Genomic DNA, 22,659 nt, shown 5'->3' with positions numbered 1-22,659 from the left:
GCCGGGGCGGCATAGGTCAATTTGTGCATAGGAAAGTCTCTCCGTTGATGCGCCACTCGAAATAGAAATTCTCGCGGCCGAAAAAGCTGCGGTTCATGTACCAAAGCTCGGCCGGCAGATCGGTATCGGCCCCATCGGCAATCACCATTGCCTCCAGCGCAGGGCGCGCTTCGCTGATCGGTTCGGGCTGCGGCGCATGGACAGGCGACACCGCGAAAATGCCGATGCGCCCCCCCGCCCCAAGGCAGGTCACGATAAGCGGGCGGCCCGTGTCTTCGGCCATCTGGTGCTGCAAATCCAGCAAAGGCCGCACGGTCATGAAATGCCGTTCATCGCATTCGACCGTTTGCAGAAATTCTCGGCGTGCAGTGGGGCCAAGCTCGGCCAGCACCGCCTGCATCAGCCTGCGCGCATAGCCCGACACGTTCTCGAAGGTGACGACACGGGCATCGGGGCACATCGCCTCCAATGCGTCCAGCCGCGCCACAAAGCTGCGCGCCAACTTGGATGTTCCGGAAAAACAGCTGGGCCGGGACAGGATCTCGCAATGATCGACCCGTGCCAGCGCACCCTCTGGTGTCTTTTGCAGGTCCAGAACATGCGCCGCATCCTGCGCGACAAACCCGTCACCACCTGCCCCAAGCCTGGCCGAGTCCAGCGTGTGCTGGACGTAATCGCTGGGCGTTTCCAGGGCCAGGATCCGCGCCGAGTGCGCCGGGCTGTCAGCAAAGCGCATGACCGCCGCGAAAAGCCCCGCGCAACCGATCGACACAAGCGGAATGTCACCGCCATAGCCAATCGGTGCGCAATCGCGGATCACCTGCCGGGCGCGCTCTGTCTGCACGATGCCGATCTCGGCCGAGGAGGTGACGATATAGTCCTCGATCCCCGGGACGGGCGCCATCGGGCCGGAATACGGCGTGATCGCAGTGATATAGCAGCCAGCACGCATCATGCCGCCGCCTCTGCCGCTGGGGCAATTCCCAGACCGCGCAGCCGTGTGGTCAGCCGCTGCATCGCCCCCGTGCCGTCCTCGGGCGCGTTCCACCACACAAGCGATAGCCCGTTGTCGGCCGCCTCGACAGTGTGGCGGACAAAGTGCTCCCGGATCACCAGAACCTGAACGCCGGTTTTGGCAAGGCGGACCGCCTCGTCCTCCGGATCGTTGAGAAACAGCACATTGGTGCCAAAGAAGTCCGCAGGGAGCCGCACGACCGATGGCATCCGGGAATTTATCAGGATCTCGTCAATCTCAGCGCCGCATTCGGCGCGCACTTCGCCCAGAATGGCCGCCAACAAGGCATAGTGATCGGGGTAGGTCACAAAGGCCCGCGCTGTTCGCGCGCGGCCCATCAGTCTGTAACTGTCGAAATCGAGGGCGTCGTAGAAAGGCGGGACATAGCTTTGGGCACGGGTCGGTTTGCCCGCATTCCACGCCCGGCACAGCTGACCTTCAAATGTCACAGGCGACCGCGTCATGCTGCGTCCTCCCGCTCGGCGGCATCGAACGGCGCACGAAACCCGGACTGGATACTCTCGTCGAGCACGACATCCGACAGCGCCCAATACCCGCGCAGGGATGCCGACGTGGCGCAATGGACAGAGCCCGGCACGATGTCACCCCGGTCGATCGCGTCGATGAAGCTGATCCAGGTATCGGAGCCAAAACAATGGCCCCACGCGCCATGCAGGTCGCGCATCATCCGGTCTTTCGGCAGGAAATGGCTGTATATTCCCGCCATCTCGGGCGGCAGGAACGGCACATTGGCCAGACTGCCCTCCGAGGTGCTCAGCCATTTGCGCAGATCGGCGCAATACTCGCCCATGCCCTGCACGGATTTGGCCACATTGACCGACAGGGCCACCTGGTCTGCGGGTGGTAGGGTCAACAGCACTGTCGTAACCCCGAAACCGGACGGTCCCCAGTTGTCGTTCCTGCGCCAGAAACTGATGTCCAGCACGTTGAGATCCGCGACCACGATCAGAACGCGGCCCCCCTGCGGTAGGCGCCGCCGTGCATAATCCAGGGCAAAGCCCCAGCCCGCGCACTCATACGACGCCGTAAACCCGCGCGGCACCAAGGGCGTGTGCCGGGCGATGGCCGCAGCAATCAGTGGCCAGCTCAGGTAGCCGGACACAAAGGGCATATCCATGATCGTGCTGACCGCCATGACGAAATCCACCTGCGGGCTGTCATGCGCGGCCATGGTCTGGGCGATCTCGGCACCGATCAGGTCGCCCACAATCCGGCTCGCATTCTCGCCGCTGTCGCGTTCGGCCACCGGCAATTGCGGCACCGGGCGATAGTGGATACCCTCAAGCCGCAACATCACGGAACCTCTTGTTGCGCTGATAGATTTCAAAGAAACAGCGGTAGGAGCTGCCCTCCATCTTGGACAGCGAGATCAGGTCGCGCGCGTCGTTCTGGCCGGGCACCAGACCGTGCACCACCAGATGCAGCCAGGTTTCGTTGGCGATCCATTTCAGGGCCATCGCCTGATCTTCGGAATGCTTGTCGAAATGCGGTTTGGCGGATTGGTTGCGCGCAGCCTCGGACAGATACGCGACCGCCACTGTCGCAACCGCGTCCAGTCGCAGACGACCCCGATCCTCAAGCCAGCGCACATGGGCTACCAGCGCCTGTATCAAGAACGGCCGCGCCAGTGACAAAAACACCTTGGAAGAAATGGGGCCGCCGCTGCGCAGCACCCAGTCTGGGTCAGCCTGCTCCACCGCCAGCTTTACATCGCCGAGCGGCAAATGCCCGTCAAAGAACGCAGGACCCGACAGGCAGGTTTCAGCGGTGGCATAGACCCCGGGCGGAACCAGAACCGGCGCCATCACCATGGATTTGCCATGGCGCACGATAATGATGCCAAAGTCCGAGCGGTTGGCATTCATCGACCAGACCTTGTCGACCGTCAGGCGCGGTGGCGTGTCGGTGCTGATCTCTGACAGCCACTGGGTGGCCAGCGGCCCGCCCCGGTCGGTCATCGCGAAACAGGCGGTCAACCCCGCATCGACCCATTCTTGCACCCTCGCTTTTTGTGCCTCGGTTCCCGACAGGTCGATCATCACCGACCCCAAAAGGCCAAAGAAGCGCGCGCTGTGCGGCCCAAAACCGGTCTCGCGCACTTCGTCGATCAGCGCTCGGATGGCGTGCAGCACATCGGGTTGTGGCAACGGCGTTTTCACGCGGCTTTCGCCAACATCGCGGAAGGGGTGGAAATCCTCTTCGACCACCATTGCGCTGTCGGTCAGTCGCGCCGCAGAGGCCGCCAGCAATTGGCGCACGGCGTCAGGGGCCTCGGTGTGACGGCCCAGGGCCGCGAGCGCGGGTCCGGCCAGGCAGTCGCCGATCGGGTTCGTGACATCAAACAACATAGGTGTCGGCCCCTCCAAGCTGTAGGAAATTGTTCATCGAATAGGTGCGCGTGTAGGCCCCGCAATTGTCGAAGATCAGGACATCCCCTGCCTCGACAGCCCCTGCGACCTTGCCGATCACGTCGTCGCGGCTGCAGGTGGATCCGCAGATGATGGTGCTGGCACCATCTGGCAGCGGCGTGACATCGCGGTTCAGCACGCGCGGCACGCGATACCTGCGCATCATGTTTTCCGTCTGCGCCAGCAGAAACGCCTGTGCCATGCCGCCGTCGCAAATGGCGTAGGGTTGGCCCATGACGGTCTTGACCTGTTGCACCCGCACGGCGAAGACGCCGCAATCGGCAAAGATCGCGCGCCCGAATTCGTGGATCAGGCGGCAGCGCCCTGGCAGCTCGCTCAGCAACGCGCGGTAGCTGGCGAAATCATGCCCCAGTTCGGGCCAGTTTTCCTCCAGACCGCCACCGAGGTTCAGCATCTCAAGGTCATGGCCAAGGGCGTCCTCGATCTCGCGCACGGCATGCGTCATGGCGGCAACGACAAAGCGCGCGGCCTTGCGGAAGGTGTGCGGCCCCGCGTAAAGATGCAGGCCGTTGATTTTCAGGCCCAAATCCCGCGCCTTTTCTATGGCGGCGCGTGCCTGATCCAGGTCCATGCCGAACTGATCGTCGCGCAGAGTTGGCGCATCCGGACAGATCTTGGCGATGATCTTGTTCGACAGGCGCAGGGTGACCGGATTGATCTCCCGCTTGCCCTTTAGCCGCGCAATCATGTCCAGATGTTCGGGCGTATCGACAATGAACGTCGCGCCTGCGCTGATCCCGGCGCGAACCAGCGGATCATTCAAGGCGGGCGTATTGATAAAGACATTCGGCCCGGTCTTGCCGGCAATCATATGCAGTTCGCCGCGCGACGCGATCTCGATCCCGTCGTAATTGTCGGGCTCCAGACGAAGCAGCAGATCCAACTGATTGGAGGCCTTGAACGAGATGATCACATCCGTTTCAAGCGCCGCCTTCAGGGCGGCAATCCGCGCGTTCACCGCATCGGCGTTGTAGACAAAGGCGGGGGTCTGGATGTCGGCGGGCGTCAACGCCGCCGCCCAATCCGTAGCGGCCTGTCTGGTTTGATCCAACATCAGTTCAAGTCCTTTGCGATGGTGTGAAGCGCGTTGAGGTCGATCTTGCCCACCGGGCTGGGCGGCCATTCGGGCAGGAAATGCACGAACCTGGGCTGCAACGTCGCGGGCAACGAGTGGAGCACCGCAGCACGGACCTCGTCGGGATCGGCCGCCGCCTCGGGCACGATGAAAAGCACGGCGGATTCATCGCCATCGGGCTCGGTCCGTCCAATCATCACCGCGGAGCGAACCTGAGGATGCGCCTCGGCCACGGCTTCGATGTCGCGGGGATACAGGCAATAACCGCGCTGTTTGACCAGCGCCTTGGAGCGGCCGCGGAAATACAGGCACCCGTCTGCGTCGCGCACGAAAAGATCACCCGTGGCCAGCCAAACATCGTCGCGGTAACGCCCCTCGACGATCCGGGCCCCTGCCCCGGCATCCGCCGCGTGATAGCCTTGCATCACCGACGATCCGCGCAGGTACAATTCGCCTTCCTGGCCGTCTTCGGCCTCAAGCAGCGCGCCGTCCGCTGCGGTCACGACCACCCGCGCATCCAGCCCGGGCATCGGCCCACCGACCGATCCTTCGTGGCTGTCGACCAGTTCTGCGGGCAAAAACAGCGCGCGCTTGGTCTCTGTCAGCCCGTACATCGGAACGACCGCGACGCCCGGAAAGGCCCGCCGCAGGCTCTGCACTGTTGCGGGGGCCAGATGCCCGCCGGTGTTGCACACCAGCCTGACGCCGCTCAATTGCTGCGAAAAGGTGTTGAGGATCCGCGTCAGACCGGAGGCCAGAGCAGGCACCACCGGGATGATCGTCGGCTGATAGGTCTTGATCAGTTCGAGAATGGTGATCGGGTTGCGGATCCCGGTGCCCAGTACCAGTCCCGACCGCGAAAAGAGCGTGAACAAGACCTGGTAAATTCCGTAGTCCAGAAACATCGGCGGAATGCACAGCACCCGGTCACGGGCCGACATGTCAAGATAGGCCGCAATCGACCGCAAAGCCGTCATGATGTTGGTGTTCGACAACATCACGCCCTTGGGCCGCCCGGAACTGCCCGAGGTAAAGATGACCATCCCCAGATCGTCGCCTGTGGCATAGCCATGGCGCTGCCATTCGGTGCCTTGTCGCGCGCTGGTGTCCAACGGCATGATGCGGCCGTCGGTCTCGATCAGCGCGCGTGCTTGAATTTCGCGGCCGATCAACGTCACGACCTCGACGCTGGCGGCCGGGTCCACAGGGCAGACCGTCGCTCCGCGCCGCCAGACCGCCAGGATTGCGGCGACGCCCTGCAGCGTGTTCTCTGCCTTGACCAGAACCACATCGCCGGGCCCGATGTCATCCGTGCTCAGCGCCTTACACAGATCGCGGACCGCTTGGGGGGCCAGGGCGGCACCCTTTGCATCCACGATCAGGCCGGTCGCCTCATCACTCAAGAATGCCTCTACCAAGTGTTGCGGTGTATGGGCCCAGAGGCGCGGGTCCGTGCCGGGGGCGACCGCTCCGTTCAGACCGCTGCCCTTCATATGCCGCACGTCATGCTGATCAAACATTGCGCCAACCTTTCGCATTCAAAGAGGAAAGAAGATGAATTTGCGGCACGCTCAGCGCGATCCGCTGCATCGCCAGTGAGGGCGCAGCCGACCGCCTGACCTGCAAGCCGAAATGCCCCGGAGACAAACGCACCAATGGCTTGAAAAGAGAGGCTTTTGCGCCGTGAAACCCCAGCCGCATCGCCAGTGCAAAGACGTTGTCGGAGACCGGGTCATCGCCGCGCAGGGTCAATGGGGCGATCGCCTTGGGGCTTTGCGTGTCGGGCACCTTTGCCGCGATCCGCACCTGTGCTTTGGGTCCCAGCGCCGCGCTGAGCGCGGCTTCGGCCACGGGTGCGAAGAACGCTGAATAAATCGCGTTGTCGATCTGTCCGGGATCCAGGCGCGCGGACAAACCCAGCAGCTGGCGGCGATGCTCCCGCAGCATCAGCGCGCGGCTTGCCACCGCAGCGGCGCCACGGCGCGTCAAGTGTCTGTGCCCTCTGCCAGCCGTGTCAGGCAGCGGCAAGTGCAGCACGTGTGATCCGGTGGCGGCGCGCAAGGCCACCATCGCCCCCAGCAGCCGCGCATCCGCAACCGGAGTGGTCAGCGACAACGTCACATCCCGCAAGCGGGGCGATACCTGGTGGAATCCGGGACCGTCGGTGTTGGTCGCGACGCACCACCACGTTGCATCGGGCAGCGGTTCACGCGCCGCGCCGGGGGTGCTCAGACCGACCAGACCATAGGCCAAAAGATCTGCCAGTGCCGATGCCATATCGACACCAAGTGGTTCTGTGGCTTTGGAAAAGGGGGGCTGGGCGCTCATGCCACCTGCTCCCCTGCCCGGTCGGGGCATAGCCCCTGCACCCAGTCCAGAAACAGCGGAACCGCCATCAGGGTTGCCGTAAAATGATCGCCGCGCGGCAGGCTTTCGTGCCTCAGCGGCACATCCGCAGGCAGCGTCCATGGCAGCAACGTGGCAATCGCCTCGCCGTTGACGTAGGCATCCTGCTCGGATGTGGCCACAAACACTGGGCAGCGCAGTCGGGCCAGCTTGGCCTCAAGATTGCGGGCAATGATATTGGTGGCGGCGCGGGCGGTGTACCGATAAGGGGCTTGCCCGGGTTTGGTCGCACCAAAGCTCAGAACCCGCATCCAGCGGCCCAGCCCGGCGGCGCGGGCAAACACAAATCGCGCAAAGTCGAAGCTGTAGGCGAATTTGGTTTGCGCATCCGGGATTTGCCGTTCGGGCCGGAACCGCAGAAAACTACGCGACACAGCGCTATAGTCGGTTTGCGGTCGCGCCGTGCGGGTCAAGCCACTGTCCCCCGCCAGCGTCGGCGCCACCATGGCCAGTCCGGCCACATGCGGTGCATTCGGTGCTGACAACAGGTCGATCGCCGCAACCGCCGAGCCGGAATGCGCAAAGATAAACAGCGGCAAGTCGTCAGGCACCGCCGCGATCACCTCCCCCAGATCGTCGCTGTAGACGCCCGGCCCCGCAGCATCGCCCACCGGCCCGCCGCTTTGACCATGGCCGCGAAAATCCATCAGCAGAACCTCGATCCCGCGTCCGGCCAGAAGCCCCCCCAGCGTCAGGTAATACTCTGCATTCAGCCCCGATCCATGCAAGACCAGCACCCGCGCGCGGGCAACGCCCCGCGCCGCATAGCTGCGAAAGGCCAAGGACGTGCCGTCGCGCAGGACCAACTGCGCTGGAAGCGGTCCCTTGGCCTGTGCAGGCCCGTATGTGATCGTGGCAGTCGGCATCCTACAGGCCCGCCAGAATGGACCTGGCCGCGTCAGACCACTGCGGAACGCCAGCTTCGGCCACGCTGGCAAGCAGCGGCTGTGCGTCTTGCGTGCGTTCCGCCTTTATCAAAGATTGCGCCAGCAGGAGTTGGACCTGAGCGTTCAACTCGTCGGTCAGATGGAATGCTCCGGTCGAGAGCGTCTCGAAATCATCAATGGCGATCTGGATACGCCCTGCGATCTTTGGCGCATGCAACGCGTTCAGACCGCGCTGCATCAGGACGCCGCCGTTGTCGGGATTGTCCCGGACCAGTTTGTCCAACGCCCGGGACGACGCCTTGGCCAGCGTCAGAACGCGGATCAGATCCTGCTCTATGCCGGCCTCGATCCCGACAAGATTGGCGTGAACAGCCATGATCTCCGGGTCGTTTCCGGTCTGCTTGGCCAGGTCCATGACCAGGGACTGATCCGCTTGTATCTGTTCCAATGTGCCGTCCGGACGGCGACTGGCATCGTCGACGATGACCAGCGCGATCTTGCGCGCATCCTCGACCGACACAGCCGTCGCCGCAACGGCCTGCGCCTGTTGCCGCAAAGCGGGGACGTTTTCCGGCGCAAAAATCGTGGGGGCTGTTCCCGCACTGCCCGCGTTCGGCAGCGCGACCAAGGCCAGCGCCCCGACGGTGTTCAATATCCAGTTAGGCATGGGTTAGCCTTCCCTCTCGTAGCTCAAGGACCTGATCGGCGTAAGCGGTGACTGACGGGTCGTGGCTGATGATGAAAACCGTGGTGCCGTCATTGACGGCCATGTGGCGCAACGTGCGCATCACATGGACGGTGTTGTCGCTGTCCAGCGCGCCGGTGGGCTCATCTCCCAACAGGACCTTGGGTTTCAGCGCCAGGGCCCGCGCCACTGCGACCCGCTGTTGCTCCCCCCCGGACAGCAGGCCCGGGCGCAGGTCGGCGCGATGCTCCACTTCGAGATGTTTCAGAGCCGCCCAAGCCCGGGCGCCGGCATCTTTGACGCCCGCCCGACGCAGCGGGTAGATGACGTTTTCGAACGCCGACAACGACGGCAACAGGTTGTAGGCCTGAAAGATCAGCGCCAGATCCCCGCGCCGCATCGCCGTCTTTTCGCGTTCCGACATGCGGCTCAATTTCCGGCCACACATCTGCACATCGCCCAGATCCGGCAACGCGATCCCGGCAAGAACCGAGAACAGGGAGGATTTCCCGCTTCCGCTGGGACCGCGCAGGATCGTCAGAGTGCCAGGTTCGCAGGTCAGACTGACGTCTTTCACTGCGGGCACCGGGCCCCGACGGGTACGATGCGATACCGAAATGTGGTCCGCTGCCAACATCGCGTCAGGCCGGCACGTTCGACAGGGCCAGCATCTGATCGTCGACTTCACGCAGCGTGGTGTTTTCGTCGATGTCGATCTCGTCGAAATCTGTCACGTTCACATAGATCTGCTGGCAGATCAGGATCAGTTCGACCACGTTCAGGCTGTCGATGCCGATCTGCGCCAGCGATACGTCCACATCAACACTGTCCAGCGCCAGCATGTCCTGGATGCCCGACTGCAATTGCGCCAGTGTTTCGGTCGTGTTTTCGGATGCGTCTGTCATGCGATGGTCTTCCTTGGATTGAGGTGTTCCTTGGAAGCAGCGTCGCATCGCCAGTCCCCCCGGGGTATTCCCCAACCCGACAGACCCATCCCCGCCCCCGCAATTGAGGGGGCCGTGCGCGACGCCGGACATGCAAACGGCGGCCACAAGGACCGCCGCTGATGTGCCGGATTGTCAGAAAAGTCCGCTCAGAGGATACCGCTGCGAACGGCCTTGCCCACGGCCTGTGCCAGGGTGGTGCAGCCCAGCTTGGCGCGGGCCATCTTCAGATAACTGCGCGCGGTGTGTTCCGACAGGTTCAGCTCGGAGGCAATTGCCGAATAGGACTTACCTTCCGAAGACAGGCTCAGGCATTCATGTTCCCGCGAAGTCAGCGAAGGCACACCTTCGCATTCGGCCAATGCCTCTGTCACGCCTTTGGTATGGATCAATGGCAGAATTGTTTCGAACTCATCGATAAGAGGGGTCATATAGGCCTGCCACGCGCGCATCGGTTTGGTCGAATTGACGCTAAGGACTGATCGCCGCCCCCTCAAGTCACTGTAGACAAAGCTGTGACCGCTCGAGCCAAGACCGAATTCCAAAGACACTTTCAGCATCTTCTTATGGTGCGGCTTGATCCTGAGTTCGGACCAGCAAAACGATTCTCTTTCTTCGATGACCTGTTCGATAACGGGGTCCAGGCTAATGTAATTGTTCAATAAATACTGACGCACCCATGCGTCGGGATAGGTCGTTCGAACGAAGGGATTGGAAAATTCCTGCCCGTCATTTTTCAAAAGATGAAATGTCGTAAAATCTATGTCGTAGGCTTGTTGAACCAGACATATCGTGCTTTCGACTGAATTGGAGCGCAATATTGCGTCCTTCAGCCCCTCTAAATTTTTCGTCAAATGCCTTACCTTCCAAGTATTTTGCAAGATCGCGCCGCACACAACCTTTAGTATCGCTACTCCATTTTTTCAACGGTTTTAGTTGTATTCATAGGGAATGCGCCAGTGGTCGAGGAGTGCATCCCACGTCAATGCAGCGACGCGAGCTGTTCAGTACCGATCATTGTTAAATTGAATTGATGATGGTTGTGCCCCGATTGGCGTCCTGTCTCTTTCGAGCAATGTTTGCGAAGAAGGACACGAGGAATGGCAGTGAAATAGACAGACGCGTTTCTGCGAGATGTTGCGGGCACCGCCTTGAACACTGGCTGTCCGCGGGCCCAGGTTGCATCTGATTTGGATGTTGGGATTTCGGCTCTGAACAAGCGGGGTCACAGACACCAGTATGATGATGGGGAATGGGAGAACGAACGCCGTGGCAAGGGACTTCGTTTGTTACGCAAGAAGAGGAAAGTATCGAAAACGCGGCAATCCACGTCTGCTTAACCTTTAAACGAAAAGGACGCCCGGAAATCCATTTACTGGACAAATCTTAAACTTAAACGGGCGAAACCCCCGGCGGGTCGGTTTGATCGGCATCGAAGCGCCATAGGAGGGAGGACGGTGCCGGCGCGGCAAACGGCCGGGTTTGTTGAAAGCCTGCTACGACCCGTCGGGGTGTGCTAGATTTCAACGCTTAAATCCGTAGCGTGATAGCATGGGTCCGCTGAACCTCTTGACCCATCTAGAGACATCATTGCGTGATGATCTGCCGGACTGTGGATGTACTGTTAAAATTTTTCAGCCAAACGCTCCCTTTCATATGTGGGGTGCAAACCAAACGAGCAAAGCGCATGGCGCGGGACTTCGACCGAAAAGTCGCGGACATCCAGGTTCGTGTCGCCGCGATCAACCGCCACACGTTCCTCCCAGACCTGTCCCATAGACCGCGGCACGATACTGTCTGGCAAACCGTAACCAAGCTGAAACCCCCGATGTGTGCAGGATGTATAGCCGCCCATTGTGCTAGTGGTTTCTTCGGAGTTGGTTTTGGCGCGTCATTGATTCAGACGTGTATCCGGCCTCTTATGCAGTGAAATATATGCCGCGTGCTCGATGGCACCGGGTTGCGCCAAACGTCTTCTTGCGCAATTCCGCTCCGGCCTGCTCGCGACTAATAGCGGATTTACGTACCAGACGCCGGAGACTGGTGGACGCATGTCGAGCTATCCCTTGCCCTGCAGGCGCAGACACAGCATCCCTCCCAGCCCCATCGGGCCTCAGCATGGGTCTGCCGCTGGAGCATGACTTTGTCGGTGCACATGATCAGCAAGCTCCGTAGGCACCGTTTGCCCTCCCTCTGCGCCTCAGAGGATTGCGTCACGCAATGCTTCGAAATCGCCGTGGCTCCGAGCTGCTGTCTGCCGCCAGTGGCATGTTGTCGTTGCGTGAACCCGAGCTTCACGCCAAGGGCGTGCTTTCAGAACGCCGCCACCGACCGAGCCTTGCAGAAAGCCTCTGGCGTCGGTGCAAAGATCACTATGACCGTCGCGATCAGCGGTCCGACACCGGGCACTGACATTAGACGTAACGCCAGTTTGTTCTCTTTGGAGCTACAGACGATCTCGGTATTGAGCTTACCGGCTCTACCTCCAACTGCGTCAGTACCGGGACCCTAAACCGAGGGATTGCGTCTGCAGGCGGATCGCATTCTGGAACCGAATAATTGCAATCACCGTCATCGCGTCGGATGCCACTTGTGAAACAACTGTTCCGAAGGCGCTGAAGCACTCGAAGTGAATTGACGGCTCGGGTCGGCTACCGGATCAGAAGCTCGCGCACGCGAGACACCACCGCCGCGCCATGACCGCCCCCTTTGTGGATCATCACAATCCCAGCTTGGCACATTTATGTCGTCGGTGCGCACACCATCTCAGCCCTCTGAACCAACTAAATCAAGGTACGCAACATAGCAGTGTTGCTTTGAATGACTGAATTTAGCTCCACAACACGCGCAAGCCGCTGTTCCAATTCGTCCTGACAGTCGTCAAGTTGTTCAACAATCCCGGACAGAGCCGTTCCGGAGTTGTTCAGCGCCGCGCTTTCAATTTTACACATCATCCGCGTGCTCGACAGGCCAGTGACATATCGTTTCATGTCAAGTACGCTACGTGCAAAACGGCGCGCTTCGGTTTCGACCTCTCCCAAGACCGAGGCGGTCTCGCCAAGAAACTTTTGACGGACTTGGTCGCAGAAATCCGCTTCATTCGCCAAATCCACCCCATCGGAAGGGCTCTCTGCAGATTTGCCTTCATCTTGTTTAAACAAATCGCTCATCTCTTTTTCGAATTCTGTCGCGAAGCCGAGGAACTGTCCTTTCATGATCGCATCGCGGATCCGGGCAAAGACGCAAGTGTCGCCCTCAACAAAGGTATCGACCCAAGCCGACATATCCTCAAGCATCTGGCTGTAATTCACGGAGATTGCGCTGATCGGGCCGCCAGCGCTTTCGAGCCGCGATGCGATGATCCGCATGTTCATAGGCACTGTTCGGATGGCTTTGAAAGCTTCCGTCATCTCTGTAGTTTCGACGTGCACTTGCGTGATCGCTCGCGACATATCCAGAAACCGCCGCTGGAACGGATCCAGGTTTCGACCCAGTTGTGTGGTGCGTGCCTCAGCTTCCATCGCCAAGGCATGGCTCTGGAAAGCGTCGTAACTGGCGTAGCCTGCTGCTCGGATCTCGGCAAGCAAGGCAGCAGCGCTCGCGGCCGGTTTGAGCCCTTCCTCGTTCTCGCGCCTTAGCAGCCTTTTATAAATCTGCTCCACATTTTCACGCAGCGGCGAACTTGGCTTCAGACGAGTTGAAACGTATCCATCGTCGACCGGGCACAGCAGCGCAAAAACCCAGTAATAGCGCCCGTTTTTACAACGGTTTTTTACGTAGCCACCGGTGGGAATACCCTCCTTCAGGCGCCCCCAGATCAGTTCATAGACGCCCTTTGGCATGTCCGGATGGCGCACCAGTTTATGCGGCGCCTCCAACATTTCATCGCGCTCATAGCCCGACACACGTTGAAAGACGCTGTTAACCGCCTTGATAACTCCGCGATCATCGGTGCGAGAGTAAATCAACTCGGACAGGTGAAACTGCGCTTCAGAACCCGAGTACGAGCTGTCCGCAGCGAATAGTGGCGTATGTTCCGTCATGGTTTGTCCTCGGGCAGCATCGTTCTGTTCAGTCTGGCTCAGATCGTTTGAGAAATGATGAATCAGGTGCGTGGCTCAGGACATCGAGCGCAGCATAGCGCTGTGGCCCTGTATATTGGAGTTGAGCTCCACCACTCGGGCCAGACGACGTTCAATCTCGTTTTGCCGTTCGTCCAGCTGCTCAACGATGCCGTTGAGCGCTGTATCAGAACCGCCCAACGACGCGCTCTCGATCTTGCACATCATTCGCGTGCTCGAAAGACCGGTTACATAGCGCTTCATGTCCAGAACACTGCGGCTGAGGCGGCGTACTTCGGTTTCGATCCGCTTCAGGGATTCTTGTGCTTCGTTGTGAAAGACCTCCGCCTCCCGCTCCAACATATTTTTGTCTTCAAGCAGAGTGGACTTGTCTTCTGCAATCTTGATGTCCTCTGCAAAAAGCGTCGACATCCGGCTTTGCATATCGGCGGCACAGACAAGGAACTGTCCCTGCAAGATGGCCCCTTTTATTCGGGCAAAAGTACAGTTGGGGCCTTCGGAGAATTCCTTTATCCAAGTCGTCATTTCTTCGAGCATTTGACTGTAGTTTACGGAAATCGCACTGATTGGTCCGCCTACATTCTCTAGTCGAGAGGCAAGGATCCGCATGTTCATCGGCACTGTGCGGATCGCTCGAATGACCTCGACCAGTCCTTCGACCTCGGCGCCGAGATCGCGGATGGTATCATACATTGCAAAGTAGCGTTGTAGAACGGCGGTTGGTGCAGTCCCCGTTGCCTTGGCATTCTCCAACATCTCCAGCCGCAGGGCGTGCCCCATGAAGGCGTCATAGTCATGAAAGCCCATGCCACGCACTGCATCCAGCAGGCGCTCGCTGCTTTGAGCCGCAGTCACCCCATCGTTTTGTTCCGCCGCGAGGAGAGCTTTGTACAGAACTTCCATCTTGTCGCGCATGTCGGACAGCGGTTTTGCACGCACCGACAGGTAGCCCTCTTCGGTCGGCCAAGTGATCGCGATGACCCAATAGAAACGCCCGTCTTTGGAGCGGTTTTTCACATAGGCAACCATCTTCTTGTCTTGGCCCAAACGCTCCCACTTGAGATGGAATACCCCTTTGGGCATGTCGGGATGCCGCACCAACTTATGCGGTGCCCCTTTCAGCTCAGACAGATCGTATCCGGAAACACGCTGGAATACCTGATTTCCCGAAATGATCACTCCGCGCTTGTCGGTGCGCGTGAAAAAGAGTTCGCCCGGTTCAAACGGCACTTCGCCCGCGTGGGTCGAACGGGGTGTGTATGTCAAAGTGCGGTCGTGCTGGCTCATGCCGGGATCCTCGAGTGAGTTTGGCAGAGTATCCACGGTATATCTTTTTAAGGTATGAAGAAGGCGGGAACGTTTCCGCTCCCGCCCGCATTTCTGGCTGTAAATTTAACGACTTTCTGATCGGTTGGTTAACCGGTCACCCCGGGCTCATGCCCCGCAGTCGTTCGGACCGACGGCGCAGCATCTCCACAGTGGTCAGCAACCCTATGGAAATGACCACAAGAATGGTGGCCGCCGCGAGGATCGTCGGGCTGATCTGTTCGCGCAGCCCCGTGAACATCTGCCACGGCAAGGTTTGCAGCTCTGCCGAGCCAATGAACAGAACAACCACCACCTCGTCAAATGACGTGATAAAGGCGAACAAGGCGCCCGAAATCACACCAGGCAGGATCAGCGGCATCTGAACCTTGAAGAATGTGCGCACCGGGTCCGCGCCCATATTCGCCGCGGCGCGCGTGAGCGAATTGTCGAAACCCACCAGCGTCGCCGTCACCGTGATGATCACGAAAGGGATGCCCAGCACCGCGTGTGCCAGAACAACACCCCAGTAGGTGCCCACAAGACCGATCTTCGAGTAGAAGAAATACATGCCGGTGGCTGAGATAATCAGCGGCACGATCATGGGCGAGATCAGCACAACCATGATGGCTCGCTTGCCCGGCACGTGGCTTTGCGACAGGCCAATGGCCGCCAGCGTGCCAAGCGTCACCGAGATGAACGTCGCCACCGGTGCAATTCGGACCGAGTTCCAAACCGCGCTTGTCCATTCCGAGTTGGTCAGGAAGTCGCGGTAGTGCTTCAGCGAATACCCTGCCGGATCAAGGCGCAGCATCTCCGGCGTGAAGGTAAAGAAGTTCTCGGCATTGAAGCTCAGCGGCATGACCACGAGGATCGGTGTGATCAGGAAGACGAGGATCGCCCCGCACAGCGTGCGGAAGGAGTAATGCCACATCACCTGCCCTGCCGTCAGATAAGGCGGCAAGGGCACACGGTAGCGCCCCATGCCAACCCAGTAGATCAGCACCCCGAAAATATAGCCAAAGATCGCTCCGACCAGGGCGCCGGGAAGGCCGCTCAGGACAAATCCGAAAATCGCCATGAGGACCACGAGGCCCCATTTCACGGGTTGCTCCAGCTTGGGGTCCAACAGCTCCATCGCAGCGAAGGCGATCGCTGCCAGCAGAACAAAGCCGATGACGACGCCCAGCGGCACCGATCCGTTCGCCGCGCCGACAAAGACCCCGGCAAAGGCCCCGAATGCCCCCATCACCAAAGCGGTAAAGAGTACGGGCTTTTTCACTGCTTGTGTTTCAACAGCCATGGATCAGCCCCCCAGCTTCACGTTGTCGATGCCGACGATCTTGTCGTAGGCCCAGTAAAGGATCAGCACCACCGCCAGCAAGATCGTCCCAAGCGCAGCCGCAAGGCCCCAGTTGAGCGACGAGGAGATGTGGTAGGCAATCCGGTTCGAGATGAAGGTACCCGTTGTGCCGCCGACGATTTCCGGCGTGATGTAGTAACCGATCGCCAGGATGAAGACGAGGATCGACCCCGCGCCGATGCCCGGCACCGATTGTGGGAAGTAGACCCGCCAGAAGGCCGTCCAGTTTGTCGCGCCCAGCGATTTCGCCGCACGGACATAATAGGGAGGGATCGTGGACATCACGGAATACATCGGCAGGATCATGAACGGCAGAAGGATATGCGTCATGGCGATGATCGTACCAAGCTGGTTGTTGATCATGACCAATCGGTTGTCATCCGCGATCAGACCGATCCAGACCAGCACGTCGTTGATGACACCCTGCTGTTGCAGCATCACCTTCCAGGCAGAAGTACGCACCAGAAGCGATGTCCAGAACGGCAGCAAGACAAGGATCATCAACAGGTTGGCCGTGCGTGCCGGCAAGTTCGCCAGCAGGAAGGCCACCGGATAGGACAGCGCGATGCAGCTGAACGTGATGACCAGCGACATGAACATCGTGCGTTTGAACAAAATACCGTAGATCCGCTCATCTTCATCCCGCAGGGCAGGACCGTCCGGCGTTTTCTGCATGTCGACGGAGTTCAGGAAGTACCCACTGGTGTAATCAGGCGAATACATCTTGATGGTTTGCCAGACGACCGGGTCCATCCAGTCCTTGTCGATGTCTTCGAAAACGGCCTTGAGGTCCGCCGTCTCAAACTCCGGCGAGTCCACAAGAGCATCGGCGGCAATCAGCATATCGGCGCGCGGCCCGGTGTACCCTGACACGTCGCCTGCTGCGAGGTCCTCGTAGAGCATGGAATGAACCAGTGTCCACGGCTCCTCGTTGAAGACGTTGTCTTCTTCCTCGACACGGGTGAACGCCGCGAATTGGCTGTAGGCGTCTGCGGTCCGTGGCAGCACGTCGGCGATGCCTTCGCGCAGTTCGAATTTCGGCAACGGCTGGCCATCTTCCCAAGCGCGTGCCTCTGCCAACCAGGCGTCGGAGCCCATCAGCTCTGCCCAGGGTTCAGCTTCGTCCCAATTTTCGTCGAGGTCTTCGAACTGGTCCTGGTAGACCTCGCCTATGTCATCCAGCCCACGTCCGGATTTACGGAACAGAGAGGAGACACCGGTCAGCTCATAGTTCAGACGCGTGCCGAGACGCGTGTGCATCTTGTTTTCGGCGGCATAGAAAATATCGATGTAGGCGGCTTCGAACACATCGTCGCCGGGCACTTGCCCGGAGGTGTCGTCCCAGTCCTTCAGTGCTTGAGTCGTGCGCGGCAGAGTGTCGGACACGATCTGGTTTTCGACCGAGCGAAAGAGCATGTCAAAGATCGGCGCGATGAAGGTCAGCACAACAAAGATCAGCAACGGGGCGATCATCGCCAGCGCCCGAAGCTTTTGCGCCCGCAGTGCGCGGCCCAGCGATTTCTTCAGCGGCGTGCCGTCGGCTGCCAACACCGGGCCATCCTTCTTGTCGCTCGCATCGGCGGCGCGCAAGGCGTTGTCCGGTGTGGGCCCGGTGATCTTGTCGGGATCGGTGGCAGTGTTCATTCTACGCCCTCCACGACGAGGATCACGCTGTCGGCCGTATTATGGCGAATCTGCGCAACCTCTTGATATTCTGGATCATTGTAGGCGGCGAGCGCCTCCGCATAGGTGGGGAACTCGATGACGACATGGCGGTCGTGAGCGGTGCCCTCGACCACTTGCGACTGGCCGCCGCGAACAACGAAACGGCCCCCAAGCTTGTCTAGGATCGGCGTGTCCCGTTCCACATACTCGCGGTACGCGTCCGGGTCCTTCACGGTGATATGGCCGATGATATAGCCCTTGGGCATCTGTCCCACCCTGTTTTTTGTCGTTGCCCCGAGGCGGAAACTTGGCCCGCCTCGGGTGATGTCTGTGTGCAGGTCGAAGGTTATCCGACCCGCAGAAAGCGCCTTACTGCGCCAGCCACGCCTGGAATTTCGCGTCGATATCGTCGCGGTAGTCAGCCCAGAACTCGTAGTTGTACAGGAAGGTGTTGCCAGCGTTCGCCGGATCGGTCGGCATGTGCATCTTCATGTCTTCCGGCACCTTCGGTGCGGAGGACGAACGGGCCGGACCGTAAGAGATGTACTTTGCCTGATCGGCCAGACGCTGGGTGTCGGTTGCGAATTTCACGAAATCCATCACACGCGCCAGACGCTCCTCGGGCAGGTCCGCCGGGATGATCCAACCGTCAAGGTCGAACACCTGCGCGTCCCACATCATGCCGATGGGCTGGTCTTGTTCCACGATCGCGGAATACAGGCGACCGTTGTAGGTGGAGCCCATGAAGACTTCGCCATCTGCCAACAGCTGCGGCGTGTCCGCGCCCGCCGACCACCAGATCACATCGTCCTTGATGGTGTCGAGTTTGGCCAGCGCCTGGTCCTGACCTTCTTCGGTCTCCAGCACGTCGTAGACGTCGTCCTTGGCCACGCCATCACACAGCAGCGCCCATTCCATGTTGTTGATCGGACGCTTTTCCAGCGCGCGCTTGCCCGGATAGGTTTCCAGATCGAAGACCGAGCAGATGTCGGAGGGCGCTTCTGCGCCTTCTGGCACCAGATCGGTGCGGTAGCCGAAGGTGGTCGAATACACGATCTGCGGGATGTAGCAGTCGGATACGATCAGGTCGCCAAAGTCGTCAGACGCGTCAGAGCCGTCGTCGCCCTGTGCCAGCACCTCGTCGTGGTCGATTTCCATCGCCAGACCTTCGTCGCACAGGCGGATTGCGTCAGATGCAACGACGTCCACGAGATCCCAGGTCACGTTGCCCGCTTCGTTCATGGCGCGCAGCTTTGCCACCGCCTCGTTGGAGGACTCATCCCAAGAGACCGAAACTTCCGGGTGCATCTCCAGGTAGGGGACGACGTAGGCTTCTTGCTGCGAATTCTGATAGGCACCGCCCCAGCTGACGAGTGTCATGCTGTCAGCCATGTCCTGCGCCATCGCGCCAGTGGCTGCGACTGTCAGAGCCGTGGAGGCCATGAGTGTTTTGGTGATTTTCATCTTCATTCTCCCATTGCGCAATCCGATCCGCGCGGGACCGTCTTGCTGTTCACGCGGCGCAGGCGTTGTCGCCGGTCCGCGTTTGGGGTGTCCGGGCATGTTGCCCGACCCCCATTTAACGGCGGGGCAGCGGTGGACCGCCCCGCCAGATCGCATCACAACGCCTGGCCCGACAGTGTGCCGTTCCGGGGTGTGTGCCGCGCGGTCCGTTGAACCGTGCGGTGTATGAAGTGGGCCGATCGGTGCGGCAGGTATGGCGCTAAACGCGTCATCAGCACCTTAGGGGGCGTCCAGCGCCCGGCAATCGCTCGGCAGCCAGCCGATCTCAATCATGCTGCCCGGTGTCATCCGGATCTGATCCGGGGCGTTGCGGGTCTTGATCACAAAGTCATCGCGTCCCGCGACGCGCAGCCGGGTGCGGAAGATGTCGCCCATGTAGACGAACTCCAGCACCTCGGCCTTCAAAGTGTGAGCCCCCTCTTGCAGGCGCTCCTTGTTCACTTCGACACGCTCGGGCCGGATGGAGACCTGCGTGCGCTCGCCCACCTTGGTCACGTTGACAGGTGTCGCATCAATCGTCTCGCCGCCGTCCAGCTTGACCACGCAGTGATCGCCCCGGATCTCGGCAATGGTGCCTTCGAGCGTGTTGTTCTCGCCGATAAACTGCGCGACAAAACTGTTCTGCGGCTGTTCGTACAGCTCATCGGGCGGCGCAAGCTGCTGGATGCGCCCATCGTTGAACACGGCCACACGGTCGGACATGGTCAGCGCTTCTGTCTGGTCGTGCGTCACGTAAACGGTCGTGATCCCCAAGCTGTGCGCCAGATTGGTGATCTCGAACTGCATGTGCTCCCGCAGCTGTTTGTCCAGAGCGCCCAGCGGCTCGTCCATCAAGACCAGCTCCGGCTCGAAAACCAAGGCGCGGGCCAAGGCGATCCGCTGTTGCTGACCGCCAGACATCTGCGCCGGACGACGGCCACCGAATGCACCCATCTGGACCATGTCCAGCGCGCGCTTCACTTTGGCCTCGCGGTCGGACTTGCCCATTTTGCGGACTTCGAGCGGGAAGGAGAGGTTTTCCGCGACGGTCATGTGAGGGAAAAGCGCATAGTTCTGAAAAACCATGCCGATGCCGCGTTTATGCGGCGGGATGTTGTTGATGCTGACGCCGTCCAGCTTGATCTCGCCGTGGGTGGCTGTCTCGAACCCGGCCAGCATCATCAGGCATGTGGTTTTGCCGGACCCGGACGGGCCGAGCATGGTCAAGAACTCACCTTTCGGCAAAGAGAGATTGAGGTCCTTTACGACAAGCGTTTCGCCATCGTAACTTTTCTGAACGCGCTCAAAAGCGACGAACGCATCGCCGTTCGATCCATCAGCCAAAGGGTGGCTCCCTGTGTTGTGTCCCGCGGATTTTCCCGCTGTGCTTTGTCTCAGACTAAACCGCACCGAGACGCTAACTGCAAGCATCTCCGCGAAACTCGCCTAATCATACAGCATTTGCGGCGCATTCGGGCAGGAAAGCGGCGCGACACAAGACTTTTGACAGGTCAAATGGAGCTTTGCAGGACAATGTACTGCAACGGCCGTTTCGGGATGGCCGGCGACAGGCGGCCATTCAAGGCCGATTTTCAGCGCAGCCAGCCGATTTCAGGGCTATCTGGTCATCCCGAATTCACAAGACGCCTGAAATCCGGGCAGTTGGAAAGGCGGGGCGCGGAAAGTCATATCACTTTGATTAATGCCGCATTTCTTTCGGAAATCAGCCGGAATACCCGCCGATTCGAGTCTCCGGTCAGCTTGATGCCAGCGCCTCGGGCACAATCAAACGAGTCGCCAGCGTGATACTCTTGGCGATCGTCAACAGATTGTCGGGCCGAAACGCCACACAGCCCTCTGTCGGATACCCCGGCCTGCGCCAACGATGAATGAAGATCGCAGAGCCCCTGCCCCTTTGCGCAAATGGCCAATTCCAATCCGTCAGCAGCACCAAATCATACAGCGGATCGGCGCGCCGCAGCCTTTCGTGGCTGTGCGGATACGGCGCGCGAACCATAAGATTGTAGTCCTCGTCCCGCAGGTCATCGGACCACAGATCACCAGGCCGGATTGGCACCGCCCAATCGGTGGGCCGGGCCATTCGGTCAGGGCGATAAAGCAGTCCGGTGATGCGGTGCACGCCAACAGGGGTCGCTCCGTCGCCCTCACGCTTGTCGGCGCGGACACCGCCTTTGCCATATGTGCACGGCCAGTGCTGGCCCATGAAGCGCAATCCGCGCCGGGTCAGCACCATGTCCTGCGCCTTGAGGCTCATGCCGCCTGCGCCAGATTGATACGCTGCATGGCGTCCGCCCCGATCTCAAAGGACCGCAAGCGGGCCGCATGGTCATAGATGTGACCGGTCAGGATCACCTCGTCGGGGCGGTGCGTCGCGATCAAAGCGCGCAACTGCTGCTCCACCTGCGCCGCATTGCCGACGGCAGTCACGCGCAAGGCTTCGTTCACCTGCGGGATCGCCCCCTCGGGCACGACCGAAGACAGATCATCCACAGGCGGGGGCAGCTTGCCCGGCGTCCCCGTGCGCAACCGGTAAAAGGACTGCTGCATCGAGGTTCGAAGCTTGCGCGCCTCCCCTTCCGTATCTGCGGCGAAAAGGTTTACCGCCAGCATGGCGTGCGGCTTGGCCAGCGTCTCAGACGGCTTGAAGTAGCGCCGATAGACCTCGAAGGCCTGCTCCAGCGCGGCCGGTGCAAAGTGCGAGGCAAAGGCATAGGGCAGCCCAAGGGCGGCAGCCACCTGCGCCCCGTACAGCGACGACCCAAGCACCCACAGCGGCACCTCGGTTCCTGCACCGGGGTGCGCCTGAACGGCGCGGTTCGGGTTTTCTGCGCCGAACAGTTCGCGCAATTCAGCCACTTCGTTGGGAAAATTCTCGGCACGGCCATGATGCACACCGAGCGCTTTCATCACCGCATGATCACCGCCCGGAGCACGTCCCAGCCCAAGGTCGATCCGTCCCGGATAGAGCGTTGCCAAGGTGCCGAACGCCTCGGCCACGGCGAGCGGAGCGTGGTTGGGCAGCATGATGCCGCCCGCACCGACGCGCATCGTCTTGGTCAGCCCGGCCACATGACCGATCAGCACCGCCGTCGCGGCCGACGCGATCCCGGCCATGTTGTGGTGCTCTGCCAGCCAGTAGCGATGATAGCCCAAGCCTTCGGCGTGCTGCGCCAAGGCGCCGGTGTTGCGCAATGCGTCGGCAGTGGTGGACCCTTCGGGAACAGGCGCGAGGTCGAGCAAAGAATAATGCATATCAGA

22 protein-coding genes are annotated in these 22,659 nt (G+C 60.4%); all 22 read right to left on the bottom strand.

Annotation, left to right across the window (positions count from 1 at the left end; all coding sequences use genetic code 11):
• Positions 1-16: 16 nt before the first annotated feature.
• The 22 genes from J4E08_RS08895 to J4E08_RS08790 all read right to left on the bottom strand — a co-directional run bounded on the left by J4E08_RS08895 (position 17) and on the right by J4E08_RS08790 (position 22,653).
• A complete protein-coding gene (locus tag J4E08_RS08895) occupies positions 17-955 on the bottom strand; it encodes a hypothetical protein (protein ID WP_349538166.1) in 939 nt (312 codons plus the stop codon).
• Positions 952-1,479, bottom strand: a complete 528-nt coding sequence (locus J4E08_RS08890; RefSeq protein ID WP_349538165.1) for a hypothetical protein — start codon at positions 1,477-1,479, stop codon at positions 952-954. The genes J4E08_RS08895 and J4E08_RS08890 overlap by 4 nt, the downstream gene beginning before the upstream one ends.
• Positions 1,476-2,330: a hypothetical protein gene (locus tag J4E08_RS08885; RefSeq protein WP_349538164.1), complete on the bottom strand. Its 855-nt coding sequence runs from the start codon at positions 2,328-2,330 to the stop codon at positions 1,476-1,478. Before J4E08_RS08885 ends, J4E08_RS08890 begins: the two co-directional genes overlap by 4 nt.
• Positions 2,317-3,384 (bottom strand): hypothetical protein, encoded by a 1,068-nt coding sequence (locus tag J4E08_RS08880; protein ID WP_349538163.1) that lies wholly within the window; start codon positions 3,382-3,384, stop codon positions 2,317-2,319. Before J4E08_RS08880 ends, J4E08_RS08885 begins: the two co-directional genes overlap by 14 nt.
• A complete protein-coding gene (locus tag J4E08_RS08875; protein WP_349538162.1) occupies positions 3,374-4,519 on the bottom strand; it encodes a type III PLP-dependent enzyme domain-containing protein in 1,146 nt (381 codons plus the stop codon). The genes J4E08_RS08880 and J4E08_RS08875 overlap by 11 nt, the downstream gene beginning before the upstream one ends.
• Positions 4,519-6,060: a class I adenylate-forming enzyme family protein gene (locus J4E08_RS08870; protein WP_349538161.1), complete on the bottom strand. Its 1,542-nt coding sequence runs from the start codon at positions 6,058-6,060 to the stop codon at positions 4,519-4,521. The genes J4E08_RS08875 and J4E08_RS08870 overlap by 1 nt, the downstream gene beginning before the upstream one ends.
• Positions 6,053-6,868 carry a hypothetical protein gene (locus J4E08_RS08865; RefSeq protein WP_349538160.1) on the bottom strand — a complete coding sequence of 272 codons (816 nt, stop codon included), beginning with the start codon at positions 6,866-6,868 and terminating at the stop codon, positions 6,053-6,055. The genes J4E08_RS08870 and J4E08_RS08865 overlap by 8 nt, the downstream gene beginning before the upstream one ends.
• Complete coding sequence (locus J4E08_RS08860) at positions 6,865-7,812, bottom strand: alpha/beta hydrolase (protein WP_349538159.1); 948 nt, start codon at positions 7,810-7,812, stop codon at positions 6,865-6,867. Before J4E08_RS08860 ends, J4E08_RS08865 begins: the two co-directional genes overlap by 4 nt.
• 1 nt (position 7,813) lies before the next feature.
• Complete coding sequence (locus J4E08_RS08855) at positions 7,814-8,500, bottom strand: hypothetical protein (protein WP_349538158.1); 687 nt, start codon at positions 8,498-8,500, stop codon at positions 7,814-7,816.
• On the bottom strand, positions 8,493-9,095 hold the full coding sequence (locus J4E08_RS08850) for an ABC transporter ATP-binding protein (protein ID WP_349538157.1): 603 nt from the start codon (positions 9,093-9,095) through the stop codon (positions 8,493-8,495). Before J4E08_RS08850 ends, J4E08_RS08855 begins: the two co-directional genes overlap by 8 nt.
• A gap of 64 nt (positions 9,096-9,159) precedes the next feature.
• Complete coding sequence (locus J4E08_RS08845; protein WP_183963558.1) at positions 9,160-9,423, bottom strand: phosphopantetheine-binding protein; 264 nt, start codon at positions 9,421-9,423, stop codon at positions 9,160-9,162.
• A 188-nt stretch (positions 9,424-9,611) separates the two neighbouring features.
• Positions 9,612-10,316: a helix-turn-helix transcriptional regulator gene (locus J4E08_RS08840; protein WP_349538156.1), complete on the bottom strand. Its 705-nt coding sequence runs from the start codon at positions 10,314-10,316 to the stop codon at positions 9,612-9,614.
• A 1,459-nt stretch (positions 10,317-11,775) separates the two neighbouring features.
• Positions 11,776-11,877, bottom strand: a complete 102-nt coding sequence (locus J4E08_RS24505; protein WP_502949256.1) for a hypothetical protein — start codon at positions 11,875-11,877, stop codon at positions 11,776-11,778.
• A 368-nt stretch (positions 11,878-12,245) separates the two neighbouring features.
• The gene (locus tag J4E08_RS08830) at positions 12,246-13,505 is read right to left on the bottom strand and encodes a PAS domain-containing protein (protein WP_349538154.1); all 1,260 of its coding nucleotides are present in this window, start codon (positions 13,503-13,505) and stop codon (positions 12,246-12,248) included.
• A 75-nt stretch (positions 13,506-13,580) separates the two neighbouring features.
• Positions 13,581-14,831 carry a PAS domain-containing protein gene (locus J4E08_RS08825; RefSeq protein WP_349538153.1) on the bottom strand — a complete coding sequence of 417 codons (1,251 nt, stop codon included), beginning with the start codon at positions 14,829-14,831 and terminating at the stop codon, positions 13,581-13,583.
• Positions 14,832-14,967: 136 nt separating this feature from the next.
• Positions 14,968-16,152, bottom strand: coding sequence for an ABC transporter permease (locus J4E08_RS08820; protein WP_183963566.1), 1,185 nt, complete (start codon positions 16,150-16,152; stop codon positions 14,968-14,970).
• Positions 16,153-16,155: 3 nt separating this feature from the next.
• Positions 16,156-17,856 carry an ABC transporter permease gene (locus tag J4E08_RS08815; RefSeq protein ID WP_349538152.1) on the bottom strand — a complete coding sequence of 567 codons (1,701 nt, stop codon included), beginning with the start codon at positions 17,854-17,856 and terminating at the stop codon, positions 16,156-16,158.
• Positions 17,853-18,143: a DUF1330 domain-containing protein gene (locus J4E08_RS08810; protein ID WP_349538151.1), complete on the bottom strand. Its 291-nt coding sequence runs from the start codon at positions 18,141-18,143 to the stop codon at positions 17,853-17,855. The genes J4E08_RS08815 and J4E08_RS08810 overlap by 4 nt, the downstream gene beginning before the upstream one ends.
• A 103-nt stretch (positions 18,144-18,246) precedes the next feature.
• Positions 18,247-19,341, bottom strand: a complete 1,095-nt coding sequence (locus tag J4E08_RS08805; protein ID WP_183963572.1) for an extracellular solute-binding protein — start codon at positions 19,339-19,341, stop codon at positions 18,247-18,249.
• 279 nt (positions 19,342-19,620) lie between these two features.
• Entirely contained in the window at positions 19,621-20,724 is a 1,104-nt protein-coding gene (locus J4E08_RS08800) for an ABC transporter ATP-binding protein (protein WP_183963573.1), read from the bottom strand.
• A gap of 412 nt (positions 20,725-21,136) precedes the next feature.
• The gene (locus tag J4E08_RS08795) at positions 21,137-21,655 is read right to left on the bottom strand and encodes a L,D-transpeptidase family protein (protein ID WP_349538150.1); all 519 of its coding nucleotides are present in this window, start codon (positions 21,653-21,655) and stop codon (positions 21,137-21,139) included.
• A complete protein-coding gene (locus tag J4E08_RS08790; protein ID WP_349538149.1) occupies positions 21,652-22,653 on the bottom strand; it encodes an LLM class flavin-dependent oxidoreductase in 1,002 nt (333 codons plus the stop codon). The genes J4E08_RS08795 and J4E08_RS08790 overlap by 4 nt, the downstream gene beginning before the upstream one ends.
• Positions 22,654-22,659 lie beyond the last annotated feature (6 nt).

This window comes from Sagittula sp. NFXS13 (genome assembly GCF_040148795.1).
In the GTDB taxonomy this organism is placed as follows: Bacteria; Pseudomonadota; Alphaproteobacteria; order Rhodobacterales; family Rhodobacteraceae; genus Sagittula; species Sagittula marina.
Note: the sequence above shows the minus strand (reverse complement) of the source record. Positions and strands in the feature narration are given on the sequence as shown.

What these genes read in the sequence shown, in the direction of transcription:
- J4E08_RS08895 (WP_349538166.1), bottom strand. Translation starts at nt 955, where the DNA reads ATGATGCGTGCTGGCTGCTATATCACTGCGATCACGCCGTATTCCGGC.
- J4E08_RS08890 (WP_349538165.1), bottom strand. Translation starts at nt 1,479, where the DNA reads ATGACGCGGTCGCCTGTGACATTTGAAGGTCAGCTGTGCCGGGCGTGG.
- J4E08_RS08885 (WP_349538164.1), bottom strand. Translation starts at nt 2,330, where the DNA reads ATGTTGCGGCTTGAGGGTATCCACTATCGCCCGGTGCCGCAATTGCCG.
- J4E08_RS08880 (WP_349538163.1), bottom strand. Translation starts at nt 3,384, where the DNA reads ATGTTGTTTGATGTCACGAACCCGATCGGCGACTGCCTGGCCGGACCC.
- J4E08_RS08875 (WP_349538162.1), bottom strand. Translation starts at nt 4,519, where the DNA reads ATGTTGGATCAAACCAGACAGGCCGCTACGGATTGGGCGGCGGCGTTG.
- J4E08_RS08870 (WP_349538161.1), bottom strand. Translation starts at nt 6,060, where the DNA reads ATGTTTGATCAGCATGACGTGCGGCATATGAAGGGCAGCGGTCTGAAC.
- J4E08_RS08865 (WP_349538160.1), bottom strand. Translation starts at nt 6,868, where the DNA reads ATGAGCGCCCAGCCCCCCTTTTCCAAAGCCACAGAACCACTTGGTGTC.
- J4E08_RS08860 (WP_349538159.1), bottom strand. Translation starts at nt 7,812, where the DNA reads ATGCCGACTGCCACGATCACATACGGGCCTGCACAGGCCAAGGGACCG.
- J4E08_RS08855 (WP_349538158.1), bottom strand. Translation starts at nt 8,500, where the DNA reads ATGCCTAACTGGATATTGAACACCGTCGGGGCGCTGGCCTTGGTCGCG.
- J4E08_RS08845 (WP_183963558.1), bottom strand. Translation starts at nt 9,423, where the DNA reads ATGACAGACGCATCCGAAAACACGACCGAAACACTGGCGCAATTGCAG.
- J4E08_RS24505 (WP_502949256.1), bottom strand. Translation starts at nt 11,877, where the DNA reads ATGTCAGTGCCCGGTGTCGGACCGCTGATCGCGACGGTCATAGTGATC.
- J4E08_RS08830 (WP_349538154.1), bottom strand. Translation starts at nt 13,505, where the DNA reads ATGACGGAACATACGCCACTATTCGCTGCGGACAGCTCGTACTCGGGT.
- J4E08_RS08825 (WP_349538153.1), bottom strand. Translation starts at nt 14,831, where the DNA reads ATGAGCCAGCACGACCGCACTTTGACATACACACCCCGTTCGACCCAC.
- J4E08_RS08820 (WP_183963566.1), bottom strand. Translation starts at nt 16,152, where the DNA reads ATGGCTGTTGAAACACAAGCAGTGAAAAAGCCCGTACTCTTTACCGCT.
- J4E08_RS08815 (WP_349538152.1), bottom strand. Translation starts at nt 17,856, where the DNA reads ATGAACACTGCCACCGATCCCGACAAGATCACCGGGCCCACACCGGAC.
- J4E08_RS08810 (WP_349538151.1), bottom strand. Translation starts at nt 18,143, where the DNA reads ATGCCCAAGGGCTATATCATCGGCCATATCACCGTGAAGGACCCGGAC.
- J4E08_RS08805 (WP_183963572.1), bottom strand. Translation starts at nt 19,341, where the DNA reads ATGAAAATCACCAAAACACTCATGGCCTCCACGGCTCTGACAGTCGCA.
- J4E08_RS08795 (WP_349538150.1), bottom strand. Translation starts at nt 21,655, where the DNA reads ATGAGCCTCAAGGCGCAGGACATGGTGCTGACCCGGCGCGGATTGCGC.
- J4E08_RS08790 (WP_349538149.1), bottom strand. Translation starts at nt 22,653, where the DNA reads ATGCATTATTCTTTGCTCGACCTCGCGCCTGTTCCCGAAGGGTCCACC.